Below are 14771 nucleotides of genomic sequence, written 5' to 3' on the forward strand. Positions count from 1 at the left end.
AAGGAGCTGCCCATGGCTACCCCAAGCAAAGCATTCGCCACTGCCCACGACCCACTGGTGGAAGCCGACAAGGCCCACTACATGCACGGTTACCACGTGTTCGACGAGCACCGCGAGCAAGGTGCGCTGAACATTGTCGCCGGCGAAGGCGCTTACATCCGTGACACCCACGGCAACCGCTTTCTCGATGCCGTCGGCGGCATGTGGTGCACCAACATCGGCCTGGGCCGCGAGGAGATGGCCCTGGCCATTGCCGACCAGGTCCGGCAGCTGGCCTATTCCAACCCGTTCTCCGACATGGCCAACGACGTGGCCATCGAGCTGTGCCAGAAGCTTGCGCAGCTGGCGCCGGGCGACCTGGACCATGTGTTCCTCACCACCGGCGGCTCGACCGCTGTCGACACCGCCTACCGGCTGATCCAGTACTACCAGAACTGCCGCGGCAAGCCGCACAAGAAACACATCATCGCCCGCTACAACGCCTATCACGGCTCTACCACGTTGACCATGTCGATTGGCAACAAGGCGGCCGACCGGGTGCCGGAGTTCGATTACCACCACGACCTGATCCACCACGTCTCCAACCCCAACCCGTACCGCGCCCCACACGACATGGACGAGGCCGAGTTCCTCGACTTTCTGGTGGCCGAGTTCGAGGACAAGATCCTGTCACTGGGTGCCGACAATGTGGCGGCGTTCTTCGCCGAGCCGATCATGGGCTCGGGCGGGGTGATCATTCCGCCGAAGGGCTATTTCCTGCGCATGTGGCAGCTGTGCCAGACCTACGACATCCTGTTCGTCGCCGATGAAGTGGTGACCTCGTTCGGGCGCCTTGGCACGTTCTTCGCCAGCGAGGAGCTGTTTGGCGTTACCCCCGACATCATCACCACCGCCAAGGGCCTGACCTCGGCCTACCTGCCGCTGGGGGCGTGCATCTTCTCCGAACGTATCTGGAAGGTCATTGCCGAGCCGGGCAAGGGCCGCTGCTTCACCCATGGGTTTACCTACAGCGGTCACCCGGTGTGCTGCACGGCGGCGCTGAAGAACATCGAGATCATCGAGCGCGAGCACTTGCTGGACCATGTGAAGGACGTTGGAGGCTACCTGGAGCAACGCCTGCAAAGCCTGCGCGAGCTGCCGCTGGTGGGTGATGTGCGCTGCATGAAGCTGATGGCTTGTGTGGAGTTTGTGGCCGACAAGGGCAGCAAGGCGCTGTTCCCGGACGAGGTGAACATTGGCGAACGCATCCACAGCAAGGCCCAGGCAAAAGGGCTGCTGGTGCGCCCGATCATGCACCTGAACGTGATGTCGCCGCCGTTGATCGTTACCCATGCGCAGGTGGACGAGATCGTCGAGACCCTGCGCCAGTGCATCATCGAAACCGCACGGGAACTGACCGCGCTTGGCCTGTACCAGGGCCGATGAACCTGCCGCAAAGGGCTGTGCGAGGGGGTACCCGGCAGGCTAGACTGCCGGGCATGACCCAGGCCACTCCCGATACTCCGCTTACCCTCACCATGGGCGCGTTGCAGCAATGGCATGCAGCGTTGCAGCGTGCATTGGCCAATAGCGAAACCCCCGAAGCGCTGGCGTATGTTGCCGCTGCCATCGGCCAGCTGGTGCAGGTGGAATCGATGATGATCAGCCTGGAGTGCCAGGGGCGGGCGCCGCAGCTGTTGTACCAGCAAGGCATTCCGGAACTGCACCGTACTGCTGTGCTGGAGCGATACTTCAGCGCTGGCTACCTGCTCGACCCATTCTGCCTGGCCGTGCAAGGCGGTTTGGCCGAGGGCTTTTACCACCTTCAGGAAATCGCCCCCGACAACTTCTTCGACAGTGACTACTACAAGGCCTATTACCTGGCTACCGGTTGCAGCGAAGACAGCTACTACATCGTCGACCTCAGTGCGGGGCGCAAGTTGTCGCTGAGCCTGTTCCAGGGTTGCAGCGGCACGCCCTTGAGTGCGGGGCAGGTCGATTTGCTGCGGGCGCTGGAGCCGATGGTGCGTGAACTCTTGGGGCGCTATGCCCGGCACAACCTGGAGCCCGGCACTGCACCGGCCGAGCGCGCCGGCCTGCAAGCGGCGTTCGACAGCTTTGGCTGCCAGGTGCTGACCGACCGTGAGCGGGAAGTGGCCCATATGATTCTGCGTGGGCACTCGGTGAAGTCCACTGCGCTGGAGCTGGGTATCTCACCGGAGACGGTGCGCATGCACCGCAAGAACCTGTACCTGAAGCTGGAGATCAACTCGCAATCGGAGTTGTTTGCGCGCTTTATCGATTGGTTGCGGGGTGATCAGCTGGTTTCAGGCTTGTAGTGAGCCTGTAGGAGCGGCCTTGTGTCGCGATGGGCCGCGCAGCGGCCCCGGCAATCTGTGACAAGGCACATATCCTGGGGCCGCTGCGCGGCCCATCGCGACACAAGGCCGCTCCTACAGGGTGCGTGTAGCATTCATGTCACAATGCAGCCAGGCGGGCTTCGAGGGCGGCGATGTGCGCCTGTAGCCGCTCGTGTTCCTGGCGCTCGGCACTGATGTCTTCGAACACGCTGATCAGGTGCTCCGGCTCACCGTTGTCGTGGCGTTGCAGCGAGGTGCGCGCGCGCACCCAGATGTACTGCCCATTCTTGTGGCGCACGCGCTTTTCCACTTCGTAACGTTCGGTTTCTCCAGCCAGCATGCGTTGCAGCAGCTGCATGTTCAGCGGCAGGTCGTCGGGGTGGGTGATGTGCTGGAAGGTCGTGGCGTAGAGCTCTTCGGCGCGGTAGCCCAGCATGTCGCACAGGCTGTTGTTGACCCGTTGCCAGGTGCCGTTCGGGTCGATGTAGGCGAGGGCGCCCCAGGCCAGTTCGAAGATCGCCCGAAAGCGCTCTTCGCTTTGCCTCAGCGCTTGCTGCGCCACCTGGCGTTCGGTGTTGTCCATGCTGATGCCGACCATCTTCACCGAGCGCCCGGCACTGTCGCGTACCACCGTGGCGCGGGACGAAATCCAGCACAACGTACCGTCAGGGCGGGTGAGGCGAAAATCACATTCGCAACTGGTGCCGCTTTGCACCGTCTCGGCATACATCGCCTGCATGCGTGCCACATCTTCGGCCGGCAAGTGCTTCCAGAAGTCTTCGTTGTGGTGCACCGGCCAGCCGTACACCTGCTCGACATTGGGCGAGTAGGTGACTTCGTCGCTGATCAGGTTCCACTCCCAGGTGACGATGCGTGCGCCTTCCTGGGCCAGCTTCATGCGGGTTTCGCTTTCCATGATCTCGGCGGTCAGGCGCCGGCGCAGGTCGGTCATCGGCAGCTCCACCACCTGCGGTTGCTGGATGTTCTGCAACGCCTCGTCGCCATAGCGCAGCCAGATCCAGTTCACCTTGAGAAAGTCGGCCAGCTTGCGCAGGTTGTCGTAGTCGATCTCGCCGCCACGGGTCCACTTGTGCACGGCGGTGCGCGAAATGCCCAGGGCCGTGCCCACGGCTTGCAGGGTCAGCTTGTGATGCTCGAGCAGTTCCTTGAGGCGGAAGGCAAAGCTGTTTTCCAACATCGGCAGGGTGTCCTGATCTGGGCCAAGAACCTGCCAGTATACGCAACTTGTCAACTTTGGGTTGACGGCCTTCAGCGTCACTCGGCCCGTGTAGGAGCGGCCTTGTGTCGCGATGGGCCGCAAAGCGGCCCCAGATTCTGTGTCGCGGCATCAAATTTGGGGGCCGCTGCGCGGCCCATCGCGACACAAGGCCGCTCCTACACGGACCGCGTCAGTCAGAGGTCCAACACCAGGCGGGCCGTGCGGGCGCGGGAGACGCACAGCATGATGCTCTGCTGCGACGCCTTTTCGTCGTCGCTCAGGTACTGGTCGTAATGCTCGGCTTCGCCCTCAAGAATGGCCGTCTCGCACGTACCGCAAACCCCTTCGCGGCACAGGCACTCGACCTTGGCGGCCTTGGACTTCTCGATGGCCTGCAGGATGGTCATGCCTTCTTCCACCTGCAACTCCACACCTGACTGCGCCAGCACCACGGTAAAGGCACTGCCGGTGACCGGCGTGGCGGCAAACTGTTCCCAATGCACGCGGTGCTCGGCAATGCCGGCCTTGGCGGCGCAGGCGATGACCGCGTCGATCAGCGGTTTAGGGCCGCACACGTACAGGTGTGCCTGCTCATCCAGCCCGGCGCACAAGGCGGCGAGGTCGAGCTTGCGGTCGAGGCTGTCGATGTAGAAACGGGTATTGGCGGCATGCGGGCCGTTGGCCAACTGGTCCTGGAACGCGCCGTGCTCCGGTGCGCGGAAGGCATAGTGCAGCTCGTAGTCGGTGCTGCCACCTTCCAGTTCATGCAGCTGCGCCAGGAACGGGGTAATACCGATACCACCGGCAATCAGCACATGGCGGCCGGCCGCAGGGTCCAGGGCAAACAGGTTGTTGGGCGAAGAAATGGTCAGGCGCGTGCCCACTTGCACCTGCTGGTGCATGAATGCCGAGCCGCCCTTGGACTGCTCTTCCAGGCGCACGCCAATCTGGTAGCTGCGGGTGTCGCGCGGGTCGCTCATCAGCGAGTAGGCGTTGCTGTACTGGCTGCCGTCGGCGCTTTGCATCTGCACGATGACGTGGCTGCCACCGGTGAAGGCTGGCATCGCCGCGCCGTCTTCGCGGGCCAGGGTAAAGCGCTTGATCAGCGGCGTGGCGTGTTCCACGTCGGTTACGCGAACGCTGAACATTTCATAAGTGTTGGCCATGGTTCACCTCGACTGCCTGGGCGCGCGGCAGGCCCTGCCGCGCACCTTTACGTGCAAATTAACGTGGAGCGGTTGCCATCAATCGTCGAGGTGGGCCACGGCGATCAGGTTGTGGAAGTGGGCAATGCCGTGCTCGCTCATGCCGCTGCGATCGCGGTCGGCCATGATCCGGCCCTGGCCACGGTAGCCACGGGATTTCAGGCCCTTCTGCACGCTTTCGACCAGGCGCAGGTCTTCTGGGCGGAACACTTCGCGGTACCAGTCGATCAGCTTCTGCTGCTCTTCGGTGATGTCCTTGTTGAGGAAGTAGATGTCGTAGTGCTGCAGGGTGGTTTCGGCATCGACCGGGAACTCGTAGATCACGGTCATGAAGTTGGCCCCTGGCGGCACGTTGAACATGGTGCACGGCCAGGCCCAGAAACCGGCGAACGACGGGTCTTTCACACTTTCATCGAACTTGAACGACTGCTCCGATGGCTTGGCCAGGCCGTATTGCAGGGTCCAGTTGCCGTGCATGCTGTGGCTGTACTGGCCAACGTCCACCGAGTCCGAGAAGCCTGGGTGGGCAGGGGCGCAGTGGTAGCACTCCAGGTAGTTGTCGACGATCGACTTCCAGTTGGCCGGGGTGTCGCTGACGAAGCGGGCCGCCAGGTGCAGGTCGTCGATTACCGCGCAGGCTTCACGCATGCGTGCCTGCATGCCAGGCAGCTGGTCTTCGACGGAGCCGGCGTCCATGTCCATGTTGATGAAGATGAAACCGGCGTATTCCTCGACGCGCAGCTGCACCAGGGTGGAGTTTTCCTTGTCGAAGTTGACCACGTTATCGCAGTTGCGGGCGTGGGCCAGTTCGCCGTCGAGCTTGAAAGTCCAGGCGTGGTACGGGCAGGTGATGACGTTCTTGGCCTTGCCGCTGCCGCTGAGCAGCTGGTGGCCACGGTGCGGGCAGACGTTGTAGAAGGCGCGCAGCACGCTGTCACGGCCGCGCACGACAATGATGCTTTCGCCAATCACTTCGCGGGTGATGTAGGCGTTGTTGTCTGCCACTTCGCTGCGGTGGCCCACGCAGATCCAGCTGCGGGCGAAGATGGCTTCTTTCTCATGTTCGAACACCGAGGCCTGGGTGTAGAAGTTGGCGGGAATGGTGAAGGCCTCTTCGGCATTCGCGCAGAAATCGGCGGGCAGGCGTTTGAAGTCGTTCATGACAGGTCTCTCACAAGCTCGGTTTATAGTTGTTGGTTAACGCGTATCTGTTGGTTAACAGATCAGGCAAAAAAATTTGCAGTCTTCCGAAGGGGCCGCAAAGCGGCCCGTTTGATTTGATCAATGCACGGCAGCGGCGCTGCGAGGTGCATGCTCGGCGGGTTCTTCGCCGGCCATGCGTGCAGCCTCTTCCTCGATGATGTGGGCCGGTACCTGGCCGTAGTCAGCGATCATCCACTTGAAGAAGCCATAGATCTTCACCAGCAGGATCACCATGAACGGGATCGCGGTCAGCACCACGGCCGTTTTCATGGTCGACAGCGAGGCCTTGGCGAACAGCATGGCCAGCGGTACCAGGGTCAGCACCACGCACCAGAACAGGCGGTGGGTGGGCGTGGGGTCGTCGCCTTCACGCAGGTTGCGGGTGCTGGTGGCCGCCACCGCGTAGGCGGCGGCATCCATGTGCGAAGCGCAGAAGATGGCCATGATGAACAGGTACACACCCAGGAACACCTGGCCCCACGGCAACGCCAGCAGCAGGTGTGTCACGGCCGATTCGCCGCCTTGTTCGGCGAGCATTTTCGGCACATCCACTGCACCGGTGATGAACTGGTGCATGCTGTAGCTTTCCAGGGCGCCGAAGAAGAACCAGCAACCGAAGCTGCCACCCAGCAGCAGGGCCAGGACCACTTCCTTGATCTGCCGGCCACGTGAAACGCGGGTCACGAACATGGCCACACCCGGTGCGTACGACACCCACCACAGCCAGTAGAACACCGTCCAGTTGCGGGTGAAGGCACCGTCGCCGGCCGGGTCGGTGAACAGGCTCATGTGCACGTAGTTCTGCATCATCAGGCCAATCGAGTTGGCGGTGTTGTTGATGGTGAACTGGGTAGGGCCGATCAACAGCACCACAGCGGCAAAAACCAGCGCGCCGATGCATACCATCTTGCTCAGGCGCTGCAGGCCGCCATCGATACCAATATACGAGCTGAGCGAGAACATCACGGCCACGCCACCGATCACCATCAGTTGCACGGTGAAGGTGTCCGGGGTGCCGGTCAGGTCATGCAGGCCACGGGTCAGGGTAGAAGCGGTCAGGGCCAGCGACACGGTCAGTGCGCCCATCATGGTCAGCAGGAAGATCAGGTCGACGCTGCGGCCTACCGGGCCGGTGGCCTTGAAACCGGTCACGGCTTCGACGATCGAGGCCAGGTTCAGGCCGCTCTTCTTGCGTACATGGAAGTGATAAGCCATGGCCAGCGAAGCCAGGGCGTAGATCGACCAGGCGCTGATACCCCAGTGGAAGAACGAATAGCCAACGCTGTATTCCAGCGCCTTGGGGGTGGCGGCGGCGATGTTCAGGCCAGGGGTCTGGTAGTAGTAGGCCCACTCCATCACACCCCAGTAGAGGGTCGACGACCCCATGCCGGCGCAGATGAACATGAACACCCAGGTGGCGGTGGCATATTCCGGCTTGCCACTGCCCAGGCGGATATTGCCGTACTTGCTGAAGGCCAGGTACAGCACGGCCAGGGTACTGGCGAACACCAGCACCTGCACGCTGGTACCGAAGGTGCGGGTGGACAGTTCGAACAACTGGTTGGCGGCGCTTTCAGCCTGGGCGGGGAAGGCTGCAAGGCCGATCACGGTGAGCAGTACGGCAATCAGGCTCACGGTAATCAGGAACACATCAATCTTTTTATTCTTGTGCGACATCATCGTCTCCTGGACGTTGGCGTACTTGTTATACCCGGCAGGCATCCGGGGTGTTGCGGTGTTGCTCCTTCCTTGGTTGTTAACCTTTAGTTGACTAGAATCTAACGGTTAACAGATTTTGCATACAATCCACGCCGCTCGCAAGAGGCAAGGGGCCGATTGTCAGACAGTCCTGACAATCGGCCCCAGTGCATCAGGCTTCGACCAACGCAGTGATGGCCTGGCCCACCTGCTGGGTGGACTGCTGCCCGCCCATGTCGCGGGTCACCTCGCCGGTGGCGATGACCTGCTCGATGGCCTTGAGGATGTCGTCGTGGGCGGCGCGGTAACGTGGGTCGGCGCCGTCGTTGCCGAGGAAGTCGAGCATCAGCGCACCCGACCAGATCATCGCGATCGGGTTGGCGATGTTCTTGCCGTAGATGTCTGGCGCCGAGCCGTGTACCGGTTCGAACAGCGACGGGAACTTGCGCTCGGGGTTGAGGTTGGCCGATGGCGCAATGCCGATGGTGCCGGCGCAGGCCGGGCCGAGGTCGGACAGGATGTCGCCGAACAGGTTCGAGGCTACAACCACGTCGAAGCGGTCTGGCTGCAGCACGAAGCGGGCGCAGAGGATATCAATATGCTGCTTGTCCCAGCTGATTTCCGGATAATTGGCAGCCATGGCTGCGGTGCGCTCGTCCCAGTACGGCATGCTCACGGCCATGCCGTTGGACTTGGTGGCCGAGGTGACGTGCTTGCGCTTGCGGGTCTGGGCCACTTCGAAGGCGTACTTGAGAATGCGGTCGACGCCACGGCGGGTGAACACCGATTCCTGCAGCACGAATTCGTTCTCTGTGCCTTCGAACATGCGCCCGCCCAACGACGAGTACTCGCCCTCGGTGTTTTCGCGGATGACCACGAAGTCGATGTCGCCGGGTTCACGGCCAGCCAGCGGGCACGGCACGCCAGGGAACAGGCGCACCGGACGAATGTTCACGTACTGGTCGAAATCGCGGCGGAACTTCAGCAGCGAACCCCACAGCGAGATGTGGTCCGGCACCTTGTCTGGCCAGCCCACGGCACCGAAGTACAGGGCGTCAAAGCCCTTGAGCTGTTCGAACCAGTCGTCCGGCATCATCTTGCCGTGGGCCAGGTAGTAATCGCAGCTGGCCCACTCGAAGAACTCGAAGCTGATGTCCAGGCCATGCTTGCGCGCAGCGGCCTCGACCACGCGAATGCCTTCTGGCAGCACTTCGTTGCCAATGCCGTCGCCTGGGATTGCCGCGATTCTGAACGTCTTGCTCATGGGGGTGCACTCGTTGTCTAGGGAACAGGTGCTGGCCATGCTATAAGGGCTTGGCCTGGAGATAATCTGGCCAATCATGGATTCTTGGAACACGCTACGTGAATAATCTGCCCAACCTCGACGACCTCAATATCTTCCTGCAAGTGGCCAAGCGCGCCAGCTTCGCGGCCGTGGCCGACGAGTTGGGCATGTCGGCGGCGTACATCAGCAAGCGCATTCGCATGCTGGAGCAAACCCTCGAGGTGCGCTTGCTGCACCGCACCACCCGGCGGGTGACGGTGAGCGAGGAGGGCGAGCGGGTGTACCAGTGGGCATTGCAGATTTTCGATGCGGTGCAGCGCATGGGCGATGACATCAGCGCCCAGCACCGGGAACCTGCCGGCCAGCTGCGCATCGCCAGCAGCCTGGGGCTGGGGCGGCGCTTCGTGGCGCCGGCGTTGTCCGAGCTGGCGGAGCGCTACCCGCGGCTGGACATTCGCCTGGATGTGCACGACCGCCTGGTGGACCTGATTGCCGAGGGCGTGGACCTGGACATTCGCGTGGGCAACGCCATCGCCCCCAACCTGATCGCCAAGCCGCTGGCGCGCAACCGCCGTGTGTTGTGCGCGGCGCCGGCGTATCTGGCCCGACGCGGCACGCCCAAGGTGCTGGGTGACCTGGCCAGCCATGATTGCCTGGTGATCAAGGAGCGCGACCACCCGTTTGGTGTGTGGCAACTGATGGGCCCGGACGGTGAAGAGAGTGTGCGGGTGACCGGTGGCCTGTCGACCAACCATGGCGAAGTGGCGCACCAATGGTGCCTGGACGGGCGCGGGATTTTGCTGCGTTCGTGGTGGGATGTGCACGACAGCCTGCAAGACGGGCGCCTGGTGCAGGTGCTGGAGGCCTATCACCAGCCGGCGGATATCTGGGCGGTGTACACCTCGCCGCTGGCCAGTTCGGCCAAGGTGCGGGTGGCGGTGGACTTTTTCCGGCAGTACTTTGCTGAGCGTTACAGCTTGCCGTAGTAAACCTGGCTCTGATGGGTGCCTTTGTAGGGGCGGCCTTGTGTCGCGATGGGCTGCGAAGCAGCCCCAGGATTTCAGCGTTATTGCATCTATTGCCGGGGCTGCTTCGCAGCCCATCGCGACACAAGGCCGCTCCTACACGAAGCAGACCGTGCAACGTTTCAGGATACGGGTATCCGCGAAACCGCCTTCACCTCGCGCAGCGCCAGGCTCGACTGGATCGAGGCAATCCCCGGTTGCCTGCGCAACACCTCTTCGACAAACCGCCCATAGCTCTCCAGGTCAGTCGCCAGCACCGTCAGCACATAGTCAGCCTCACCGGTCACCTTGTGGCAGGACAGCACCTGCGGCAGCTTCAGGATCACCTGCTCGAACTCATCCGGCGCCTCGGCCGAGTGGTTGCCAAAGCGCACCTGGGCAAACGCCATCACGTCGTACCCCAGCTTGCGGCGGTCGAGGTTGGCCTGGTAGTCCTTGATGATGCCCAGCTCTTCCAGCCGTTTGCGCCTGCGCCAGCATGGCGTCACGGTCATCGACAGGCGCTCGCCCAGCGCAGCGCTCGACAGGGTGCCGTCCTCCTGCAAAAGGCGCAGCAGTTCGCGGTCGGTGTCGTCGAGGTCTTCGATAGCAAAAGCTTTGCTCATGGGTGGCCAATCCTGTGATTGTTTTGCTCAAGTTTCCGGTTTGATCGAGCATAAAGCAAAGCATTTTCACCGTTCTCTCGCGAAAATTGGTTATTCGGTAACCCCTTGAAAAAGGACATTCGCGTGCTGACAGTCTTTAGCAACAACCACCGCTTGCACCATGGCTCGGAACTCAAGGATGGCGCTATCACGCCATCGTTCGAAAACCCCCGGCGCGCCGACACCGTGCTGGCCCGTGTACACAGCACCGGCCTGGGCGATGTCATCGCCGAGCAGGCCTTCGACCGTGCCTGCTACGTGGCGGCGCACAGTGAGCGCTATGTCACTTTCCTGGAAAACGCCTGGTCGCAATGGGCCGCCACCGGCAAGACTCACGATGCACTGCCACTGGTGTGGCCAGTGCGCGACCTGGCCATGGACCGGGAACCCGGCTTCATCGACGGCAAGCTGGGTTTCTACGCCATGGACGCCGGTGCGCCGATCACGTCTGGCACCTGGGAGGCCGTGCGCAGCAGCGCCAACGTTGCCCTCACCGGCATGCAGCGCATCATCGACGGCGCCAACAGTGCCTTCGCCCTGTGCCGCCCGCCGGGGCACCATGCCGCCCGCGAATACATGGGCGGCTATTGCTACCTGAACAACGCCGCCATCGCTGCCGAGCGCTGCCTGAGCCAGGGCGCCAGGCGCGTGGCCGTGCTGGATGTGGACTTCCATCACGGCAACGGCACGCAGAACATCTTCTACGACCGGCCCGATGTGTTCTTCGCCTCGCTGCATGGCGACCCTCACGTGTCCTACCCGTACTTTTCCGGCTTTGCCCACGAGCAGGGCGCAGGCGCGGGCGAGGGCTTCAACGCCAACTACCCGATGGGCAAGGGCACACGCTGGGGCGAGTACCAGCTGGCCTTGCAGGACGCGCTCAAGCGCATTGTCGCGCACAAGCCCGAGTTCCTGGTGGTGTCGCTTGGCGTGGACACCTTCGAGGATGACCCGATCAGCCACTTCAAGCTCACCAGCGAAGACTTCCTGCGCATGGGCGCCGAGATCGCCAGCGCCGGCATCCCGACCCTGTTCGTGATGGAAGGTGGCTACATGGTCGATGAAATCGGCATCAATGCGGTGAACACGCTGCAAGGCTTCGAAAGTGCGCGCTGACCCGCGCAACCCGCGGTGGCGGGGCCTGTAGCGGGCCTTGCCACCGCGCTGCAACACGTGACAGACCAACAATAACAAGAGGTCGCCATGCAAGACATGCCCGCAAGCCTTGAACAAGGCAAACCGATAACGCCCGCCCGTGACGGGCACCTGCAACGCACACTGGAAAACCGCCACATCCAGCTGATTTCCATTGGCGGCGCCATCGGCACGGGCCTGTTCATGGGCTCGGGCAAGGTGATCGCGCTGTCCGGCACCTCGATCCTGCTGGTGTACGCCATCCTCGGGTTCTTCGTGTTCATCGTCATGCGCGCCATGGGCGAGCTGTTGTTGTCAGACCTGCGCTTCAAGTCGTTTGCCGACATCGTCGCCCACTACCTGGGCCCGCGTGCAGGTTATGTGCTGAGCTGGTCGTACTGGCTGAGCTGGAGCGTGGCGGTGGTCGGCGACGTGGTCGTGGTGGCCGGGTTCTTCCAGTACTGGTACCCGCACACGCCAGCCTGGGTGCCGGCGTTCTTCACCCTGTTCGTGCTGTTGGGGCTGAACATGCTGGCGGTGCGGATATTTGGTGAAGTGGAGTTCTGGTTCGGCATCATCAAGATCGTGGCCATCGTGATGTTGATCATTACGGCGGCGGTGATGATCGCCACGTCCTATACCTCGCCCAATGGCGTGGTTGCCTCGCTGGCCCACGTGGTCGCGCCGGGTGCGGTGCTGCCCCATGGCATCAGTGGCTTCTTTGCCGGGTTCCAGATTGCCGTGTTCTCGTTTGCCGGTACCGAGCTGATCGGCACCACCGCAGCAGAAGCGAAAAACCCGCATCGCTCGCTGCCCAAGGCAATCAATACCATCCCGCTGCGCATCCTGCTGTTCTACATCCTGGCGCTGGTGTGCATCATCAGCGTGGTGTCTTGGGCCGAGGTGCCGGCCAACCGCAGCCCCTTTGTCGAACTGTTCTTGCTGGCGGGCTTTCCGGCAGCGGCCGGCATGATCAACTTCGTGGTGCTGACGTCGGCTGCATCTTCTGCCAACAGTGGCGTTTATTCGGGTTGCCGGATGCTGTTCGGCCTGGCTGAGCGGCGCAATGCACCGGCGCTTTTTGCCAGGCTTTCGGCACTCAGCGTGCCGGTGTACAGCCTGCTGTTTTCCGGGGTATGCATGGTGGTCGGCCTGAGTCTGCTGTTCATCATTCCCGAGGTGATGACGGTATTCACGCTGATCTCGACGGTGTCGGCGATCCTGGTGATCTTCACCTGGTCGATGATCCTTGCAGCGTACCTTGCCTACCGCAAGCGCAACCCGGCTGCTCACGATGCCTCGGCATTCAAGTTGCCGGGCGGGGTGCCGATGGCCGTCACCACCTTGGGCTTCCTCGGCTTTGTGCTGGTGCTGCTGGCGCTGCAACCGGATACCCGGTTGGCGCTGTGCGTGATGCCGTTGTGGTTCGTGTTCCTGCTGCTGGCCTACCGCCGCCGCACTAAAGCACACTCCTGAGCCGATCACATACCTTGTGGGAGCGGGCACGCCCGCGAACACCGGCGCAGCCGGTGCCATGTACCGAGTCGCCTGCTTCGCGGGCATGCCCGCTCCCACAGGAGCTGTGTCAGGCTGACAACCTTATATACCTCCCGGTATATGGACAGCCCATCACCTGGCCGCATAGCTTAACCCCTCGACGGGGCGCGCCTTGCACACGCCATAACAACAACGATGCCCCCGTGACCTTTCAGTCCTGCCAACCCCACAACTCTAAAAATGAGGCGGCAAATGGAAAGCATCGGTACCTATGTCATCTACGTCATCATGGTGTGCGCGGTACTGGGTGCCGTGGCATCCATCTACAACCCCGAAGGCGAACTGGGCCAGGAGTTCATCGCCGGCCTGCACAGCATCGGCCCCATCTTCATCCCTGTGGCCGGCATCATGGCGGCAATCCCGTATATCTCTGCGGGCATCAGCCACGTGATTGCTCCGCTGTTCCAGGCCATCGGCGCCGACCCAGGCATCGCCGGCCCCATCTTCATCGCTTCGGACATGGGCGGCTACCAGCTGGCCAAGGCCCTGGCGCAAAGCCCCGAAGGCTGGATCCTCGGCCTGATCACCGGCTTTCAATGCGGCGCCACGATCATCTTCGTCATCCCGGTGGGGCTGGCCATGTTGCGCAAGGTCGACCACAAGTACATGGCCCTGGGGATCATGGCCGGGCTGCTGACCATCCCGGTCAGCATCATGATCATCGCCATGGCCATGCAGGCCCTGGGCCTGAACGTGCGCCCCGACATCGCCACCACTGGCGCGGCTACCCAGGCACTGAACTTCACCTGGGCGATGTTGCTGCGCAACCTGATGCCGCTGATCCTGTTCTGCATTGCCCTGGCGGCGGCGTTGCGCTACTTCCCCACGCTGATGGTGTACCTGTTCCTCAAGCTCGGCCAGTTCATGTACATCGCCGTGGTGCTGGTACTGGTGGCGTCGATCGTGCAGTACTTCACCGGCCTGTTCAGCCACCTGTTCGGCAGTTGGGGCTTCGCGCCGATCATTGCCGATGCCGATGACCAGTTCCGCGCCCTGGAAATTGCCGGCTACATCGGGCTGATGCTGTGCGGAGCGTTCCCCATGGTGCACTTGCTCAAGCGCTTCCTGGCGCGGCCCATCGAGCGGGTGGCCTCGCGGTTTGGCATGTCCGGCGTGGGCGCTGCCGGCGTGCTGGCGGCCTCGGCGAATATCCTGGCCATGTTCAGGCTGGTTAGCGAAATGCCGCCCAAGGACAAGGTGCTGGTGATTGCCTTCTCGGTGTGCGCCGCCTTCACCTTTGGCGACCACATGGCCTTCTCGGCCAACTTCCAGCCCTCGCTGATCCTGCCGCTGATGATCGGCAAGCTCAGTGGTGGCCTGATCGCCATGCTGCTGGCCAGTTGGCTGGCGGTGCCCAAGGCGCAGGAAATGGGGCGCCAGGATGACGCCGCTGGCGCCTTCAAGGCAGTGCCCGAACCGTCCTGAGCCAAAAACGTCATGCACATGATCCGGAGCGTCCAGG

12 protein-coding genes are annotated in these 14771 nt (G+C 62.5%); 6 read left to right on the forward strand and 6 right to left on the reverse strand.

The genetic code is table 11. The features are described from left to right. Positions 1-12 precede the first annotated feature (12 nt). Together ACQKPZ_RS04635 and ACQKPZ_RS04640 are read left to right on the forward strand one after the other, a co-directional pair. A complete protein-coding gene (locus ACQKPZ_RS04635; RefSeq protein WP_427535822.1) occupies positions 13-1425 on the forward strand; it encodes an aminotransferase in 1413 nt (470 codons plus the stop codon). Between the two features lie 53 nt (positions 1426-1478). Beyond that, positions 1479-2318 (forward strand): helix-turn-helix transcriptional regulator, encoded by an 840-nt coding sequence (locus ACQKPZ_RS04640; protein WP_427535823.1) that lies wholly within the window; start codon positions 1479-1481, stop codon positions 2316-2318. Between the two features lie 139 nt (positions 2319-2457). On the opposite strand, the gene ACQKPZ_RS04645 is transcribed toward ACQKPZ_RS04640, so the two are convergent. The 5 genes from ACQKPZ_RS04645 to ACQKPZ_RS04665 all read right to left on the reverse strand — a co-directional run bounded on the left by ACQKPZ_RS04645 (position 2458) and on the right by ACQKPZ_RS04665 (position 8928). Continuing rightward, a complete protein-coding gene (locus ACQKPZ_RS04645; RefSeq protein ID WP_427535824.1) occupies positions 2458-3537 on the reverse strand; it encodes a PAS domain-containing protein in 1080 nt (359 codons plus the stop codon). 215 nt (positions 3538-3752) lie between these two features. Continuing rightward, positions 3753-4724: a PDR/VanB family oxidoreductase gene (locus ACQKPZ_RS04650; RefSeq protein WP_427535825.1), complete on the reverse strand. Its 972-nt coding sequence runs from the start codon at positions 4722-4724 to the stop codon at positions 3753-3755. Between the two features lie 78 nt (positions 4725-4802). Then, complete coding sequence (locus tag ACQKPZ_RS04655; protein ID WP_427535826.1) at positions 4803-5924, reverse strand: aromatic ring-hydroxylating oxygenase subunit alpha; 1122 nt, start codon at positions 5922-5924, stop codon at positions 4803-4805. A gap of 120 nt (positions 5925-6044) precedes the next feature. Next, a complete protein-coding gene (locus tag ACQKPZ_RS04660) occupies positions 6045-7643 on the reverse strand; it encodes a BCCT family transporter (RefSeq protein WP_427535827.1) in 1599 nt (532 codons plus the stop codon). Between the two features lie 193 nt (positions 7644-7836). Further along, positions 7837-8928, reverse strand: a complete 1092-nt coding sequence (locus ACQKPZ_RS04665; RefSeq protein ID WP_427535828.1) for a tartrate dehydrogenase — start codon at positions 8926-8928, stop codon at positions 7837-7839. Between the two features lie 98 nt (positions 8929-9026). Between ACQKPZ_RS04665 and ACQKPZ_RS04670 the strand changes: the two genes are divergently transcribed. Beyond that, positions 9027-9935: a LysR substrate-binding domain-containing protein gene (locus ACQKPZ_RS04670; protein WP_427535829.1), complete on the forward strand. Its 909-nt coding sequence runs from the start codon at positions 9027-9029 to the stop codon at positions 9933-9935. Positions 9936-10096: 161 nt separating this feature from the next. Here ACQKPZ_RS04670 and ACQKPZ_RS04675 read toward each other — a convergent pair whose 3' ends face one another. Then, complete coding sequence (locus ACQKPZ_RS04675) at positions 10097-10579, reverse strand: Lrp/AsnC family transcriptional regulator (RefSeq protein WP_427535830.1); 483 nt, start codon at positions 10577-10579, stop codon at positions 10097-10099. A 123-nt stretch (positions 10580-10702) separates the two neighbouring features. On the opposite strand from ACQKPZ_RS04675, the gene ACQKPZ_RS04680 reads away from it, so the two are divergent. The 3 genes from ACQKPZ_RS04680 (at position 10703) to eutH (ending at position 14734) form a co-directional block, all read left to right on the forward strand. Then, entirely contained in the window at positions 10703-11734 is a 1032-nt protein-coding gene (locus ACQKPZ_RS04680) for a histone deacetylase family protein (RefSeq protein ID WP_427535831.1), read from the forward strand. Positions 11735-11821: 87 nt separating this feature from the next. Further along, the gene (locus tag ACQKPZ_RS04685; RefSeq protein ID WP_427535832.1) at positions 11822-13228 is read left to right on the forward strand and encodes an amino acid permease; all 1407 of its coding nucleotides are present in this window, start codon (positions 11822-11824) and stop codon (positions 13226-13228) included. A gap of 273 nt (positions 13229-13501) precedes the next feature. Continuing rightward, positions 13502-14734 carry an ethanolamine utilization protein EutH gene (gene eutH, locus ACQKPZ_RS04690; RefSeq protein WP_427535833.1) on the forward strand — a complete coding sequence of 411 codons (1233 nt, stop codon included), beginning with the start codon at positions 13502-13504 and terminating at the stop codon, positions 14732-14734. Positions 14735-14771: the final 37 nt, after the last annotated feature.

Origin of the sequence: Pseudomonas sp. NPDC089547 (genome assembly GCF_050280665.1) — a bacterium.
Taxonomy (GTDB): Bacteria; Pseudomonadota; Gammaproteobacteria; order Pseudomonadales; family Pseudomonadaceae; genus Aquipseudomonas.